Below are 16,814 nucleotides of genomic sequence, written 5' to 3' on the forward strand. Positions count from 1 at the left end.
ACGGGATGGACTCCCGTGCTGAAGGGTTCGGAGCTTTTTTCAATACAAGAGCACATTAGGCGACGGGTTAACTACGGAGAGCGTAGAATGATAATGGCTTATACAAGCTGTTACCCCTTAACTGCTCCTGCCGCCATCCCCTCAACGATTCGGTCGCTAAGGAACATGTAGGCAACGAGGATGGGCAGAATGCTGATCATCAGTGTTGCGCCGATGGCTCCCCAATCTGTCGTGTATTGTCCAATAAAGTTCTGGACTCCCACAGTAAGCGTTTTGTAATGATCTGAACTAATGAACGTATTTACGAATATGAACTCATTCCAGTTATAGATCATGTTAATAATGCCTGTCGTTGCAATGACCGAGCTTGTCATTGGCAGCACGATGCGGAAGAACATGCGGTTCACGCTGCAGCCGTCAATGATGGCCGCTTCTTCTACTTCCTTGGGAAGTGCATAGTAGAAGCCTAACAGAATCATGATGGTAATTGGCATATTGAATGCGACGTAGGAGAGAACCAGTGACAGCGGATGATCGGTTAAACCGACCTTGTTGAACATGCTGAACAACGGAATCAGCGTAGAGTGAACGGGAATCATCATGGCAACCATGAATAGGCCGAGCACGAGAGAGCTGCCTTTCCATTTCATCCGTGTAATGGCGAAGGTCACCAGGCTTCCAAGCACGACCGTGATGACTGTTGCCGCAACCGTTATCCATACACTGTTGAAGAAATAAACGTCGATATTGCCTGAATTCCATACCTTTGCGTAGTTTTCCCACTTCGGATTCGCCGGAAGGGATAGGGGAGGCAGGTTGAATACCTCCTGGTTATTTTTAAGCGAGAAGAGCAGCAGCCATAGCAGCGGAAACAGCTGAAATGCGGCCACGCCGATGAGAATAATGTACAGCAGCGCATAGCCGATTTTTCTCAGCATACTGGACCCGGACTTCGCGGCTCCGCCAATCTGAGCAGAAGTGTGCATCATGAAGGTTACCTCCTTATGAGTATTGAATCGTATCTTTCGTCGCTGTCAGTTTGCGAATGATCCAGGTTACGACAAGACAAATAATAAGCAGGAAGAAGCCGATGGCGCTGCCGTAGCCGAAGTCATAGGATTTGAACGCCTCACTGTACATATAGGAGGCCATAACTTCACTTGAACCATTGGGTCCGCCGCCTGTCATAACATAGATCAAATCGAAATATTTAAGTGAACCGACAAGAGAGAGCACGATGGTAACCTTGATGACTTCCATAATGAGTGGAAGCTTAATTCTCAGCGCAATCTGGATTCCTGTAGCACCGTCAATCTTGGCTGCTTCTTCAAGTGACGTGGGAATATTCTTCAGTGCAGAGTAGTAGATCAAAATATAGAAACCAGCATACTGCCACAGAATCGGGATGAAGAGCGCAATCAGTACAAGTGAAGGCTCTGCCAGCCATGCAGGAGGGTTATCAATGCCTATAGAGGTCAAGAAGCTGTTAATGACCCCGTTTGTTGGATGGTACATCCGAAGCCATAGCTGCGCGATTGCAACAGAGGACAGGAGCATCGGAACAAGATAAATTTTGCGGAACAGATTGGCTCCTTTGATGCGTCCTGCCACGACCATTGCTACTGCCAAATAGATAAGGAGGCTCAGGCCGGAGAATATCGCAAGCAGCAGGGAGTGCCAGGCGCTGTCCCAAAAAGTTTTATCCTGAAGGAGATTCGCATAATTATCGAATCCAATAAATTTCATGGCACCGATGCCGTTCCATTCATGCAGGCCGTAATAGCCGGTCAAGATGATCGGAATATATACAAGAGTCAAGATCAGCAGCAGGGCTGGAAGCACGTATAGTGCAATGATTTTCTTGTTAGACATCACTTTGTCCATAAGAATCAAACTCCTTTCCGTTATATAACGAGCTGACCCGGTACAGGACCGGGCCAGTTCACCTGTTATGTGATTATTCTGAGCTGTGTTTTGTTAGTTTCCGGAAATGGCTTTGTCATGCTCTTCCGCGAAGGCTTCAGGAGTCACCGCTTTGCCGAACAATGCCTGGATTTGATTTAGATGAGTCTCCGCAGCTGATGCCTGCATCTGCACATCGGCATACAAGGTGATGCTGGTTGCTTTGTTCATTTCATTGAACAGGTCGATGTACAGCTGAGGAAGCTCAAGTGATGCTGTATCTACCTTGGTTGCAGGAATAACGCCTGCGCCGGTTACCGATTGCTCTCCCCACTGGGATACAAAGTATTCAACGAACTTCTTCGCTTCATCCTTAACCCCGGAGTTCTCCGATACGAAGAGTCCAACCCCAGGACCTCCAACCCAGCTGTCGACATTTCCCTTACCGCCTTCGGCTTCAGGGAATTTGAAGAATCCAACGCTGTCGCGGAATTCCTGTGGTATTTCTTCATTGGTCGTAAAGTTAGGAAGCTCCCATGTGCTCATGATGTACATGGCTGCATTGCCGTTCAGGAACTCCGATTTGGCTTCTTCATTGGACAAGCCGTTAAAGCCTTTGATAAATGCATTGCTGTCTACAAGGGATTGTACTTCTGCCGCCGCTTTCGTCAGGCCTTCATCCGTGAAGGAGCCTTCTCCATTAATGGCGCTAGCGAGTGCCTCTTGTCCGCCAAAGCGTTCAGCGAGGAACATATAAATCAGTGACCCCGTCCATCGGTCCTTATTGCCCAGTGCGATCGGAGCTACACCGTTTTCTGTAAGGGTCGAGATTATAGCTTTTAGTTCTTCATAGGTCTGCGGAGTCTCGAGTCCATACTGTTCAAAGATCGCTTTATTATAGAAGACAGGTGTAATATTAAATTCCAGTGGAAGTCCGTACGTCTTGCCGTCAATGTTGAAGGCTTCGGTTGTTCCTTCGACGAACTTGCCGCTCAGCTCGCCGCCCAGCAGGTCATCAATAGGGGTGAACAATCCGCCTTCGACATAAGGAGTCATGAAGCCTGCTGCCCAAGTAATGCCGACATCGGGCAATTCATTGGAAGCAGAGAGGACCTTAAGCTTATTCTTGTATTGTTCGTTATCCAGAACCTCTGTCTTGATGGTGATATCAGGGTTCTCTGTTTGGTAATCTTCTATGATTTGATTAACGATCTTGTTCTGTCCGGCTGACACGCCTTCAGGCCACAGATGCATGAAATTGATCGTTGTTTTATCGCCGCCATCTGCTCCTTCGTCACTGCCTGATCCGCTGTTCCCACAGCCTGCAAGCGCAATGGCACAGCAGAGAGTCATGGTCATTAACGTCCACTTCTTTTTTGTTTTAAACACGTTTACATCCCCTTTGCTTTATGATCTAAGTCGGTTTTTTGAAACCGCTTTATTTGTCTCTATATTGAATTGTAGCAAAGCTTTTGTAAGCGCATAACGTAACAGGTTTTAGGTTAAATACCACTTTTATTGGATCTTTTCCTCTGAACCCTCCAGCATGTGCTGTCTATATCTCCCGGGGCTCACATTCTCGGCGGTTCGAAACACTTTTACAAAATATTTGGGGGTCTGGTATCCGACCATCTCCGATATTTCATTGATAGAGAGCCTGGTATTCAGCAGCAGCTCCTTGGCCCGTTGAAGCCTCTTGCGTGTCAGATAATCACTAAATGTAAGACCGGTCTGCTCCTTGAATAAGGCGCTTAGGTAGCTTGTGTTCATGTGTAGCACCTCAGATAGATCGCGCAGGGAGACAGGCTCATGCAAATGCTGCTCCAGATAATCGATCGCTTCCTGGACAGGGAGGCTATACTTGCGTTCTTCCTGCGAGGTAGCCATCAGTATCGGATCGACGAGCTTCTTCATCTTCTCAATCTGGTTCTGATCCTCATAACGCTGAAGAGCAAGCCCCACAGCAGAGACCAGCTTCTTCTTGTCGATGGGTTTGAGCAAATAGTCCACCACACCATATTTCAGCGCTCGCTGTGCATAGTCAAATTCAGCATGGCCTGAGATGACAATGACAATCGGAGAGAAGGGGGCGTTATGAATCTGCTCAATCAGATCAAGTCCGCTGATCTCGGGCATGCGAATATCAGTAATGACAAGATGCGCATTATTTATCTTAAGCCACTCAAGGGCTTCCACCGCACTGGCTGAGGTCTCAATCACATGCTGTCCGGATGACCAGGATTCCAGTGTTTTGCGAATCCCTTCTCTCGTTCTGGGCTCGTCATCCACGATAAGTATCTTTTTCATGATAAAAAGTACCTCCTGGTTCATTGGGTATCGTCATCGTAACAAGGGTACCTTTGCCTAAATCGCTGGCAATGTGAAGTCCGCTTCCTTCCCGGTTGTAGCTGAGCTTTAGTCTCCTGTAGATATTGGCAATACCGATGCCCGTTCCCTTAGAGGAAGGGGAATGGCCCTCCTCCATAGCCGTGTAGAGGGAGCGAATCTTCGCCTCACTCATGCCGGGTCCGCTGTCCTTGATGATGACATCGATATAACCCGAATGGCTGGAGGAAGTAACGAGCACTTCAATGCTTCCGGCACCGACTTGCTGTTCTAGCCCATGAAGAACGGCATTCTCCACGAGCGGCTGGATCAGCAGCTTGGGGATCGGCACCGACCTCATAGACGCATCACAAGCGATCTTCCAGGAGAGTCTGTCTCCCATGCGGATGTCCATAATCGTTAGATAGCGTTCTACATGGCTGAGCTCATCATCAATAGTTACCCACTCGTCATCATCGCCCCGGCTAATGACATATCGGAACAGACCGGACATCGCAATGACGACCTCACCAAGCTCTTCTTCTCCTTTTTCATCGAGAGCCCAGTACAGTGCCTCCAGCGTGTTAAACAAGAAGTGTGGATTAATTTGGGATTGCAGCGCTTTAAGCTCCGTGCGGCTCTGTAGAATCTCCTTCTGATATACGACCTCAACCAGCTCATTCATTCGATCCACCATTTGATTGTATGTGTTGCTGAGCTCTTGTATTTCAAGCGTAGCGGAAGTGACCTTGCTTGGTTTGAGCGTGCCGAATTTAGAGGTCCTCATCACCTTGATCATATTCAGAATAGGCTGCGTAATCATCGTCGACAGGAAGAAGGAGAGGATGACGAATAGCAGGGCCCCGCCGATAACGGAAATAATCATAACGGTGAGTAATAGGCTGATCCCCTCTGCCTGGTAATCGGCTGGAGACAATATGACCAAATTCCAGCCTGTCTTCTCGGATTGCCGTTCAACTGTGATGTACGGCTCGCCATCCAGCTCTACAGAGGACTGAAGCTCCCGTAGATGGATATCAGGACTTACACCAGGCATCGCTGCAAGGGAGATCGGCTTCCCCTCATCATCAAACAAATTCAAGAATTCGAGCGATGAACGGTTCCCGGAGTCGTTGTCTGTAAGCTGGAAAAAGTTCTTATCAATGCGAACAACGACATATCCTGCCGCCTGGTAGGACTGATTGATAATTCGAATATTACGAATCGCAACGACGCTTGCCGGATCCCTGGGATCTATGCCAAACCACACCAGCTGTCCTTCAGCCTCATCCGTCCTCGTAATCCAGCCTGCAGGCACACGATCATCAAGCTCCGCATCATCCAGAGGAAGCATTCTGCGATAATCGGCTGTGTATATTTCGATAGAACGAATCGATGTGGCATAAGCTTCAAGCTTGCGTACTTCCTCCTGCAGCTGTTGCCGCTGTGAGAAGCTGATGTGCTGTCCTGCTGCCTCTAGTGCCAGATCATGCTGAACTGTCGCATCGGTAGCGACCTGGGATGTCCAGTTCTCAATCTGATTCAGAAGGACATCCAGCTTGCCGGATGCCTGGACGGCGGTCTGCTGAATATGGCTCTCTGCGTTACTGCGCAGCAGTACAGATATTTGGTTATATACAATGAGTGCGATGGAGCCGAGAACGAGCAGCATAACGAGCAAAGAGCCAATAAATATTTGGTTGCGAAGTGTATTAAAGTAACGGGAACCAAACATATTATCCACGTTTCCTTTCATCCGTTGAAAGTGCTTACATTATTGAAGACAACAAATGGAATAGGGTCAGAATACGGTGACTGGAGCGCATTCTATACAGGGTTCCTTCCTTCGGCTGCCTCTGTGCCATTATCCTAGATGCTCTCAAATTTTAATTCTTTCCTGCGTATACGACAATAGTTCAAATAATGGCTGCATGAAAAGGGGAATTACGAGAACGAAATGGATAAAGAAACATATGAGATCATTGCGGCATTAAAGCTGAAAAAGCCCCTGAATCATCAGGGGCATCACTTGCGAAGCTGATATGTAAGATGCAAGGCTTATCTATACCTTGAAGTCAAATATCATAGAAGCATTTGGTATTGTTATAAAATAGCTCAAATGCTGCTTCCGGCTTGATTCCTGTAACATCACACCAGGCTCGGATCACGTCCTTCACCATTCGGGGATGCGTCTTATGCGCGGCAAAAGGGCCCTCAAAAGGCCACGGGCCATCGGTCTCCGCCATAATCTGATCGTGAGGATAGATACTGGCAAGATCCTGTATTTCTTTTTCATATACGATGTCGGGCGTAAAAGAAATATAGTATCCGTTTTTCGCCATGCGCAGGACCGTATGTTCTGCACCCTTGAACCAGTGGAAATGCGCTTTCTCATAGCGATGCTGCTCCAAGAGCTCGACCGCAATGTCTGCATCCTCATAAACTGCATGCAGAATGATGGGCTTATCGTGTTTCTTGGCAAATGCGATGAATTTGTCCAGCATATCGATGTAGGGCTTCATCTCCAGAGCTTTGCCTTCGACAGCTGTTTCCAATCTTGTGTAATAGGGCAGGCCAACTTCGCCTACGGCAATCATGCTGTCCAGATGCTCCTCCATCCACTCAAACAGCTCTGTCAGCTCCGGCTCAGAGGGGATAGCTTGCTCCGGATGATATCCATAAGCAGGATATATCAGCGAAGGAGAGGCAGCCGCCAATTTCTCCGTTCTCTGGCAGGAGGCAAGATGGGTAGATACAGCGATTACAGCCTCCACTTGATGCTGTGCAAACGACAGACGCAAGGGCTGCTTCTCGTCTTCATACTGGTCCAGGTGAATATGCGAGTCAATGACAGGCGCTAAATCCTCTTCAGACTGCTGCATTACGCTTATCACCTCCTAGCTTGGTTTACTTCATGTTCGGGTAAGGGCTGGAACTAACCGGCTGCTTGCGTCTTTCCTCCCGCATCCATTCGGATATTTCACGCTTCAAGCGAAGAAAATGAGGGTCCTCGGTCAACACTTCCTGTCTTGGACGAGCAAATGGGACCTTCACCTCATGGAGTACGGTCGCCGGTCGATTTGAAAATACATAGATCCGATCCGACAGCAGGAGTGCCTCTTCAATGTTATGCGTAATGAATAGCACCGATCGCTTCGATTGCTCCCAAATACCGAGCAGCCACTCCTGCATCTCGCTTCTCGTCAGTGCATCCAGCGCACTGAACGGCTCGTCGAGCAGCATAAGCTCCTGTGGACTCAAGAGTGCGCGCAAAAAGGCAGCCCGCTGCTGCATTCCGCCTGACAGCTTGTGTGGATACATATCTTCAAAGCCGCTCAGACCAGCCTTAGCCATCCATTGCTGAGTGGTTAGCTCGTAATCCGCTCCTTGCCTGCTGCGGAATCGAGCAGGCGCAACCTCGCTGCCGAGCTTGATGTTATCGGCTATTGTCCGCCATGGGAGCAGGGCTGGCTGCTGTGGCATATAGCTGATATTGCCACGGGTTCCTGTTACCACTTCTCCGTCCAGGCGGATTGTTCCTGCATGAGGCTGAAGAAGTCCGCCAATGATTTGAAATAAAGAGCTCTTTCCGCTGCCTGAGGGTCCGATGATGGAGACGAATTCACCTTGGCCGACCGTGAGTGATATGTGATCAAGGACATGAAGCTGCTGCTTTTTCTGACGAAATGATAAACGGATGTCAGACACTTCTAGTAAAGGATCCATAAGATTATCCTCCTCTCGTTACTGGATTCGATTCGATGGCTGCTGCCGTCTCATGAATTGGATTTTCTATGATCATCTGTCTTATAGCGGACGAGCGCTCTCTCCAGCATAGCGATGACGGCGAAGAGGAGCAGGCTCAAGAGGACGATGATGGCCATGGCGACGAATACCCGGTCTGTCCGATAGGCCGATTTTTGCAGCATCATATAATAGCCGATGCCTTTATCTGTGCCGATCCATTCGGCGATGACTGCGCCCATGACGCTGTAGGTTGCTGCGATTTTTAGACCAGAGAAAATGGACGGGAGCGCGTGAGGCACCTCCAGCTTGCGGAAGATTTGCCCTTTGCTGGCTCCGGCCATTCTCATGTAGCTCAGCATTGCGCGATCCGTTTGCATCAGTCCGTCCATGGCAGATACCGCGATCGGAAAGAAGCAGACGAGCGTAATAACGATGATCTTGGGCAGCAGGCCGAATCCGAACCAGATCATCAGAAGCGGCGCGAGCGCAATCGTCGGAATATTCTGGCTCAGGATGAGCAATGGATATAGGGCTGTTTTCATAAATGGAACCAGATGCAGCAGCATGGCCGTTAGAAGTCCGATCGCAGCGCCAATGCCGAAGCCGAGCAGGGTGAGCTGTACGGTCGCCCAAGTATGCTCCGTAAGACTTGCCGCCTGTGCAGCTGCTTCGCGGGTAATATCAACAGGACTTGGCAGAATCCACTTCTCAATGTGAAAAAGCGGCACGGCTATTTGCCATACCGCCAAAAAGAGGATGACCGCCGCGACAGGCGGCAGCACACTTCTTACAACACGTTTCATGATGGATACTTCTCCGTTAATCCTTCCATGCTGATTCCGCTTGGATAATGGGCAATCTTGATTTGTGAAATAATGCTCGGGCTGCCAGCCTCAATGAGTACCTCATGAACTCTTTGCACAATTTCGAGCAGTTCGGGAAGCTCGCCCTCCAGGGTCGTTTCGAGTGGATGAACCTGATATTTCACGCCGGATTGCTGTATCACTTCAATGGCACGGTCCACATAAGGAATCGAATCTTCTCCATTCGGTGTTTTTGGAATAACTTGAATGCTTAGTAATGTTTGAGCCATTTGGTTCACCAACGCTTTCCTTTAATAATTATTGATGTGGCAGAAATTCATTCGTAAAAGCCTTCTCGACATCCAGTGGCTGGTCTAGCAGCTCGTGCTCTACCATCCAGTCGGAGTAGTTTTGCCATACCTCTGCTTTTTGTTCGCCCCAGTGCGCAGCATCATCCTGATATTTCGGGCTGAGCCACTTCTGGCTCTCAAGCACAAGCTCTTTATCGAGGTCAGGTACGGCCTCGCTCAATATCCCTGCGGCTTCTTCCGGATGATCAATCGTATATTCATAGCCTTTGGTCGTTGCGCGCATGAAGGCTTTGACAAGCTCAGGATCCTCATCAATGGTTGCCTCATTCGTGATAAGTACAGGAGTGTAGTAATCAAGCTTCTCGGAATAGTCCTTAACGTAGAACATATCAATCGGCTCACCGCGGAGCTCGGCTTCAATACCCGTCCAGGCGTAGAATATCCATGCAAAATCAATGTCTCGCTTCGTTGCGGTAAAGAAGTCGGCATCGCCGATGTTCACATTATTCACTTTGCTTACATCCGCGCCTTCCATACCCATAATTGTATCCAGAACTGCCGAGTCGATGGGGTTGCCCCATCCTCCATAGGTTTTGCCTTCAAAGTCCTTCGGAGACTCGATGTTCCGGTCAGCAGGCGCTGCAAAGCCGGAGGTATTATGCTGAATGACGGCAGCAATGGATACGATCGGGACACCTTGTGTCCGAGCTTGGGTAACCCCTTCTTGGTAGCTTACGCCAAAAGGAACCTCACCAGAAGCGACCATTGTATCTGCACCGGCTTGGCCGGGCTGAATAATCTCTACATTCAGGCCCTCCTCCTCGTAGAAGCCTTGGCTGACTGCTGCGTATAAGCCCGTATGATTCGTATTTGGCGTCCAGTCCAGTACGACCTTGATGTCGCGGAGGCTTTCACTCGCTGCCGGTTCCTCCGAGCCTGCGCCAGAATCTTCATTCGCTGTGCCGCTGCTGCCGCAAGCAGTGACGATCGTCATGAGTGTAATGAGAAGCAGGATTCCTAACTTTTTGTACATGTTTCTCTCTCCTTTTAAATTACCCCTATTATTGACGAAATTTCCATTTCAACTTCTATAAGTTCAAGAGAGGCTTCCTTGAAAGCCATCCTGAAACGGGAGATCGTTAGAGTGGGAGTGCATTCTTGCGATCATAATAAAAAAAGCGTCCCAGATAAGGGACGCATGCAGACGTAAGGGCTAAGGGCTGTCTAAATATAGAACAGCACACTCGAAGTTCTCTCCATTCCTACGCTGGCATTACCCAGATCAGGTTTAAAGGGTACGTATCTAACACGCTTTCACGGATACTATCTCAGCCGGCTAACCCAGCACCCCTTGAGGTTAAATATGAAGTTTAGGACATTTCAGAAGCTAATTATAGCCCTCCTTGGCAGGAAAGTACAGCATATTCAGGAATAAAATCATTGTAATGTGGAAATGTCTAAACTATAATACCTTTAATTGAAAACGTGAAAAATGCCAATGAAGAGCATCCAACTCGGAGGTATTCTCGTCAAGGGAAAGTTTATACTGACCCCTAAGTTAATCGGAACCGCCCGTTATTGCGGAACCAAAGAGATTGAAGTGAGACTTAATGCTGACCGCATGAAGGCTGCTTCAATAAATTGGGTGGCACCGCGAGCATAGAGCGCTCCTCGTCCCAACGGATGAGGGCGCTCTATGCTTTTTTAGTATAACGAATTTAACTTAGGGGTGACGTGAATGCTGGATATGAAATGGATTAGGGAGCATGCAGAGCAGGTTCAGGAAGCAGCTAATTGGAAGAGAATAGACATATCCATAAATGAGCTGCTAATGTGTGATGATGCGCGTAGGGAGCTGATTACCGAAGTGGAGAAGCTCCGGCAACAGCGAAATGTCGAGTCGGAGAGAATAGGACAGCTGATAAGAGAGGCCAAACAGGAGGAGGCAGCGGCTGCCCGTGAAGCTGTGCGGCAGGTAAACGGACAACTAGAGGAAGCAGAAGCAAGGCTCGCCGAGGTGACGGAACGTTATAACAAGCTGCGGCTGCTTGTCCCGAATGTTGTATCCCCTGACACACCCCGAGGGCAGAGCGATAAGGATAATGTCATTGTAAGGAAGGTTGGAGAGGTCAGTTCGCCTCCATTCCCAGTCAAGGACCATATGGAACTCGGAGAGCTTCATGATCTCATTGACGCTCCACGCGGAGTCAAAGTTGGCGGCTCGCGCAGCTACTATCTGAAGGGCGACGGAGTTCTGCTGCACCGCGCCGTTCAGCAGCTTGCACTGGATATTGTGATGAAGCACGGCTTCGTACCGATGGAGGTGCCGATTATGGTCAGGGAAGAGGCGCTGGAGAACACCGGATTTTTCCCGAGCGGTCGTGACCAGACTTATGAGCTTGCAGGAGATGATAAGTTTCTGATCGGTACTTCAGAGGTTCCGCTCATCTCGTATTATGCTGGGGAAGTGATTGATGTGGCAGCACCGGTTCGTCTGGCGGCCGTATCGACAAGCTTCCGGAGCGAAGTCGGCTCTGCGGGACGTGACGTGCGCGGGCTCTACCGGGTGCATCAGTTTGCCAAAGTAGAGATGGTCGTCCTGACAGAGGCTGATCCGGAGGTGTCAGAAGAGATGCTCCAGGAAATTACGGGCTACGCTGAAGAGCTGCTACAGGCGCTAGAGCTTCCATACCAGGTGGTTGCAGTATGCACAGGTGATATGTCTCAAAAAACATATAAACAGTATGATATTGAGACTTGGATGCCTAGCCGGGGCAGCTATGGGGAGACGCATTCGTCGTCGAACCTGCATGATTTTCAGGCGCGCCGCTCCAATATCCGCTATAGGGGTACCGATGGTCAATTGAGGTATTGTCATACATTGAACAACACGGCCGTGGCCTCACCAAGAATCCTGATTCCTCTCCTTGAGAATCATCAGCAGGAGGATGGAATCGTTTATATACCGAAGGCGCTCCGCCCTTACATGGGAAATAGAGAGAGGCTGGTTCCTGTCCGGCAGAATGAGAATTAAAGAACCTGTTCGTTCTATCAGGCCAGCACTCAGATTCCTAGTGAATGACAAGCCCGGCAGGTATGGGGCGGTTTATGTTAAATATCCACGGGTTCAACTTTCAGGAGCAGGGTACACTAATAATAGAGTGTATTTTTGAAAGGAGACCTGAAGTGCTATGAATAAAACAGATCTTGAACAACATATTATACAAGCGATTGAGGACAATCCGTATTGCTCGCTGGCAACGGTGGAAGGCGGTAAGCCTAAGGTAAGATATATGGCTGTCTATAATGACGGTCTCAACATCTATATGGCGACCAACCGCTGCACCCACAAAGTGGAGGAGCTTGAGGATAATCCGAATGTCAGCCTGCTGCTCGGATACGAATCAGGCGGAACGAAGGACCTTCTGGAGATCGAGGGAACAGCAGAAGTGAGCCGTAATGGTGAACTCCGCAAGCAGCTGTGGAATGACCGTCTGGAGAAATGGTTTACAGGGCCCGATGATCCCAATTATGTCATCCTAGATATCACGCCTAAACGAATTGAGTATACAGGCAAGGGTCAGGAACTGCAGGTATGGGAAGCGTAATTTGTAGATCATAAGGATGATCAGATCAAGCAGTAGACGTCTAAGCTTAATGATGGAAGAGCAAGAGAGGCTTACCGAAGCTTCTCTTGCTCTTTTTTGTGTTTGATTGACGATGAAGGCCAGATGATTGCACAGACACATAATTCGAATAATCGACATCTAGATGTCAAATAACTTAACTTAATGGTTGTAAGGTAAAGTCATTTTTGTGTTTTTTCATAAAAATATGTTATAACGTTGTGCATTAATCAAAAACTTCTCTCTTTAACACTTCTAAATATTGATATAAAATAGCATTTAGAAATATATTTCTCCAAGGGAGGTCTTGGTGTCAGGCTAGATGACAGCGTAGATTCTACATACAAGGAACTGTGGCAAGGGAATGAAGGACCTAATACAGGAGGGGTACATTTGAAGAAGAGGAATACAATTTTGGCAGGAATGACAACGGCAGCACTGTTGTTTCAGCTCTTTGCAATTCCAGGACAGCCCGTGTCCGCAGAGGAAGCAGCCAAGGTTAAACTACGCATTCTCGAAACGACAGATATTCATGCCAATTTGGTAGACTACGACTACTATACGGATAAAGCGATTGAGACCTATGGTCTGGCACGAACAGCAACGCTGATCAAACAAGCACGCAGTGAGGCGAAGAACAGCATGCTGTTCGACAATGGCGATCTCATTCAGGGCAATCCGCTTGGGGATTATGTAGCCAAGGTTAAGCCGCTTAAGGGTGACGAAGTGCATCCGGTATATAAAGCAATGAATCTGCTTGATTATGATGCGGCAACGCCCGGGAATCATGAGTTCAACTATGGACTGGAGTTCTTTGACCAGGTATTAAAAGGGGCAGAATTCCCTTATGTGAATGCAAACATCTACAAGGATGACGGCGATGATGATGAGAGCAATGATGTGAACCATTATAAACCGTATGAGATTATCGAGAAGAAGGTAACGGACGAGTCGGGTAAGGAGCATACGCTTAAGGTCGGCGTTATCGGTCTCGTTACTCCTCAAATTATGCAATGGGACAGCGCATACTTGACAGGTAAAGTAATAACGAAGGATATCGTCAAAACAGCTGAGAAGTTCGTGCCCGAAATCGAAGCTGCAGGGGCGGATTTGATCGTAGCACTGGCGCACTCGGGTTATGATGAGAATCCACCAGCAGAAATGGCGGAGAACGCGGTTCTGCCACTTAGCCAGGTTGAAGGTATTGACGCAATCCTGTTCGGACATGCCCATAAGATTTTCCCTGGATCTGCTTTTGAAGGAATGAAGGGTGTTGACCTCGCGAAAGGAACCATTAATGGTGTTGCGGCTGTTGAGCCGGGAGCATGGGGAGATAATCTCGGAGTCATTGATCTGGAGCTTGCGCAGGTGGATGGAGAATGGGAGGTTGTCGACTCCACAGCAGTATCCCGCCCGATCTACGATTCAGCAAATGCCAAATCGATTGCAGCATTGGATGAAGAAATAGCGGCAGCGGTACAAGCGGAACATGAAGCAACCGTGGAATACGTGCGTGGTCCTGTAGGAGAAACTACAGCGCCAATTACGAGTTATTTTGCGCTTGTACAGGATGATCCATCCATTCAGATCGTGACCAATGCACAGAAATGGTATGTAGAGAACAAGTTGAAGGGCACAGAGTATGAAGGAATTCCAGTTCTGTCCGCGGGTGCTCCATTCAAGGCGGGCGGACGCATGGGTCCGGACTATTATACAGATATCCCGGCAGGTACAATCGCCATTAAAAACGTAGCAGATCTATATGTATATCCTAATACAGTTCATGCGGTTGAACTGACAGGAGCAGAAGTGAAGGAATGGCTGGAATGGTCCGCAGGACAATTCAATACCATTGATCCATCCAAGAGTGGAGAGCAGGAGCTCGTGAATGTTGACTTCCCGACGTACAATTATGATGTTATTGATGGTGTAACCTATGAGATTGATGTGACGGAGCCAGCGAAATATGACGGTAAAGGGAACGTCGTAAGTGCATCTTCCAACCGCATCAAGAACTTGAAGTATGATGGTAAGGCGATTGAGCCTGAGCAAAAATTTATTGTAGCTACCAATAACTATCGTGCAGGCTCCAATAAATTGGCGAATCCGGACGGCAAGCGCATCATTATGGCTGCTCCAGATGAGAGCCGTCAGGCCATTATTGATTATATCGCGCAAAATAAGACAATCAACCCAGCTGCGGATGGAAACTGGTCATTTGCCAAGATTTCCGGTACTCCGGAGATTATCTTCAATACCTCCCCTGCAGCCAGCAGTATTGTTACTGCCGATGCGGAGCTTAGCGGCGCGATGACCTATCTGGGTGAGAATGAGGATGGTTTTGGCAAGTATTCCTTAGACTTGTCCGGCGGCGCGGATACGGCAGCTCCAGAAGTCGAAGAACCGGAAGCAGAAGAGACGCCGACGGAACCAAAGCCGACAACTCCAGCAACGAAGCCGGACCCTAAGCCTGTCAAACCGGAGGCTGGCAAGGATCAGGTGTATGTCATCAAGAGAGGGGACAACCTGTACCGAATTGGCCTGAAGTACGGGGTTGATTGGAATGCGATTGCCAAGGCAAACAAAATAAGCAATGTACACAAGCTGCAAATAGGACAAAAAATCATCATCCCTGCATCCTAAGATGTAAGAACGAACAAAAGATCCGTACCCGCAAGGAGCCAAGAGGTGGCCAGCGGGTACGGATCTTTTGCCGTTTGCGGGGAAGATTTTTTAACGAGGAGAAGCAGGAGTTGAACGCTGCTCTGTTGATCGCTGTTCAGATGTGTCGATAGAGATGATCAGACAATGAACTAGACGATGGTGGTTACGTAGATGCCGAGCGGTGTGCTTGCACTGCCTGCAGTCATGTATTTGAAGCTATAGGAGCTCTCACCCGGTGGAACCGTAATATCCGCGATCGGGCTGAGCTGGGTGTTGTTGCGCAGAAGCGGAATTCCGTAGGTCTTGCCATCAATCAGGGCAGCTCCGGCAAAGGCTCCGCCTCTAGGATTGACGCGTATGCGCACGGCTGCTTCACTGTCGGTCTCATTCAGAATCGGAATCGTCACCTGATAGACTGCACCGAATTGTCCGCGGTTTGTCAGTGAGTTCGGCAGCGTACTGTTCTCGGCCGTAAATAGCAGGTCAACTGGCGGCTCCCCAGTGAGCTTGGTTCCTGCACATGTGCGGAAGTTTGCACTTTGTCCAACTCGGTATACAGGGGTAATGGCATCTGTTTCGGAGAAGGTCCAGCTGCCGCGAGGATGTGCTTGAGGTGCTGGGCGAGGCGGTACAGGCTCTGTCGTAATTTCACGCAGATCCTTGTCCAGCAGCTTCGATGCGACAGTACGAATTTCATAATCCTGACTTCCCTTTCCATCTGCATGCTCCACTGTAAACTCATAGATAAATCCTGCGAGTACATCCTCCTCTACAATAAATTCCTCGATAAGCGCCACACCAGTCCCGAATTTGTAATGATCAACAGGCTTGATCCGGTCAAGTGTTCCGCCAAGACAGGATTTGGCGATGCATTGACCGACATCAATAATCCAACTGACCGTAGACGGGCCGAGGATCAAATCTCTTTCGATATGACGTACTTCAATACGGTCCTTGTCTTTATTCTCAATCGTAACACCTAGCTTAACCGGAGCACCCGTGCGATTGTAATGCCAGCCAAAAATACGATGCTTCACGGAACGCTTCGATGTTTTGACGACGTCATGCCAGAGTGTTCCGTACTCGACCGGGAAGCTCTCAGCAGTCAGAGTCTCCGGGTTGTCGCTCACCATCAAGCGGCGTTCGTCTCCTCTTGAAGCAGAGGCCATATCGATATTGATGTTCCCCGGTACAGTTAAAGTTTCTACAGGCAGATTTGTTTGTTTGCAGCTCATTCAAGTTCATCCTCCTTGAATCGTTATTTTTTGTTGTTCACTTGAATCAATTTCATATTACCTTTAGCTGCTTAAATCAAGGGTATATATAGATCAAAACGATTTAATTTGTCTATATATAGTTTCGAAATCACCTTTTTAATGAGTTATGAAATTGATTCACTTATAAAGGAGTTTTAACCGTTCTTTTTACAACCTATT

General features: G+C 48.5%; 15 protein-coding genes and 1 riboswitch. Of the genes, 4 read left to right on the plus strand and 11 right to left on the minus strand.

The window, feature by feature from the left end; genetic code table 11:
- Window positions 1-110 precede the first annotated feature (110 nt).
- From ACFQ3J_RS19160 to ACFQ3J_RS19205, 10 genes are all read right to left on the minus strand, one after another.
- Window positions 111-989: a carbohydrate ABC transporter permease gene (locus ACFQ3J_RS19160; protein ID WP_251583720.1), complete on the minus strand. Its 879-nt coding sequence runs from the start codon at window positions 987-989 to the stop codon at window positions 111-113.
- Window positions 990-1,002: 13 nt separating this feature from the next.
- Complete coding sequence (locus ACFQ3J_RS19165; protein ID WP_047911374.1) at window positions 1,003-1,884, minus strand: carbohydrate ABC transporter permease; 882 nt, start codon at window positions 1,882-1,884, stop codon at window positions 1,003-1,005.
- 93 nt (window positions 1,885-1,977) lie between these two features.
- On the minus strand, window positions 1,978-3,261 hold the full coding sequence (locus ACFQ3J_RS19170) for an ABC transporter substrate-binding protein (RefSeq protein ID WP_251583868.1): 1,284 nt from the start codon (window positions 3,259-3,261) through the stop codon (window positions 1,978-1,980).
- Between the two features lie 156 nt (window positions 3,262-3,417).
- Complete coding sequence (locus ACFQ3J_RS19175) at window positions 3,418-4,209, minus strand: response regulator (RefSeq protein ID WP_251583721.1); 792 nt, start codon at window positions 4,207-4,209, stop codon at window positions 3,418-3,420.
- Window positions 4,184-5,962, minus strand: a complete 1,779-nt coding sequence (locus ACFQ3J_RS19180) for a cache domain-containing sensor histidine kinase (RefSeq protein WP_251583869.1) — start codon at window positions 5,960-5,962, stop codon at window positions 4,184-4,186. The genes ACFQ3J_RS19175 and ACFQ3J_RS19180 overlap by 26 nt, the downstream gene beginning before the upstream one ends.
- 340 nt (window positions 5,963-6,302) lie before the next feature.
- The gene (locus ACFQ3J_RS19185; RefSeq protein WP_251583722.1) at window positions 6,303-7,109 is read right to left on the minus strand and encodes a TatD family hydrolase; all 807 of its coding nucleotides are present in this window, start codon (window positions 7,107-7,109) and stop codon (window positions 6,303-6,305) included.
- Between the two features lie 25 nt (window positions 7,110-7,134).
- Window positions 7,135-7,953 carry an ABC transporter ATP-binding protein gene (locus ACFQ3J_RS19190; protein WP_091159390.1) on the minus strand — a complete coding sequence of 273 codons (819 nt, stop codon included), beginning with the start codon at window positions 7,951-7,953 and terminating at the stop codon, window positions 7,135-7,137.
- Window positions 7,954-8,003: 50 nt separating this feature from the next.
- Window positions 8,004-8,777, minus strand: coding sequence for an ABC transporter permease (locus ACFQ3J_RS19195; protein ID WP_251583723.1), 774 nt, complete (start codon window positions 8,775-8,777; stop codon window positions 8,004-8,006).
- Complete coding sequence (locus ACFQ3J_RS19200) at window positions 8,774-9,067, minus strand: MTH1187 family thiamine-binding protein (protein ID WP_091159394.1); 294 nt, start codon at window positions 9,065-9,067, stop codon at window positions 8,774-8,776. The genes ACFQ3J_RS19195 and ACFQ3J_RS19200 overlap by 4 nt, the downstream gene beginning before the upstream one ends.
- Window positions 9,068-9,095: 28 nt before the next feature.
- Complete coding sequence (locus ACFQ3J_RS19205; protein WP_091159396.1) at window positions 9,096-10,121, minus strand: ABC transporter substrate-binding protein; 1,026 nt, start codon at window positions 10,119-10,121, stop codon at window positions 9,096-9,098.
- 209 nt (window positions 10,122-10,330) lie between these two features.
- A riboswitch (TPP riboswitch) is annotated at window positions 10,331-10,450 on the minus strand.
- 136 nt (window positions 10,451-10,586) lie between these two features.
- Between ACFQ3J_RS19205 and ACFQ3J_RS19210 the strand changes: the two genes are divergently transcribed.
- From ACFQ3J_RS19210 to ACFQ3J_RS19225, 4 genes are all read left to right on the plus strand, one after another.
- A complete protein-coding gene (locus ACFQ3J_RS19210) occupies window positions 10,587-10,751 on the plus strand; it encodes a hypothetical protein (RefSeq protein ID WP_251583724.1) in 165 nt (54 codons plus the stop codon).
- Window positions 10,752-10,826: 75 nt separating this feature from the next.
- Window positions 10,827-12,122, plus strand: coding sequence for a serine--tRNA ligase (gene serS, locus ACFQ3J_RS19215; RefSeq protein ID WP_091159397.1), 1,296 nt, complete (start codon window positions 10,827-10,829; stop codon window positions 12,120-12,122).
- A gap of 157 nt (window positions 12,123-12,279) precedes the next feature.
- Window positions 12,280-12,696, plus strand: coding sequence for a pyridoxamine 5'-phosphate oxidase family protein (locus tag ACFQ3J_RS19220; RefSeq protein WP_251583725.1), 417 nt, complete (start codon window positions 12,280-12,282; stop codon window positions 12,694-12,696).
- Window positions 12,697-13,107: 411 nt separating this feature from the next.
- A complete protein-coding gene (locus ACFQ3J_RS19225) occupies window positions 13,108-15,357 on the plus strand; it encodes a bifunctional 2',3'-cyclic-nucleotide 2'-phosphodiesterase/3'-nucleotidase (RefSeq protein ID WP_379293652.1) in 2,250 nt (749 codons plus the stop codon).
- Window positions 15,358-15,527: 170 nt separating this feature from the next.
- Here the strand turns inward: ACFQ3J_RS19225 and ACFQ3J_RS19230 are convergent, their stop codons facing one another.
- Complete coding sequence (locus ACFQ3J_RS19230) at window positions 15,528-16,613, minus strand: hypothetical protein (protein WP_251583726.1); 1,086 nt, start codon at window positions 16,611-16,613, stop codon at window positions 15,528-15,530.
- Window positions 16,614-16,814 lie beyond the last annotated feature (201 nt).

Source organism: Paenibacillus provencensis (assembly GCF_042678545.1).
Classification (GTDB): Bacteria; Bacillota; Bacilli; order Paenibacillales; family Paenibacillaceae; genus Paenibacillus; species Paenibacillus provencensis.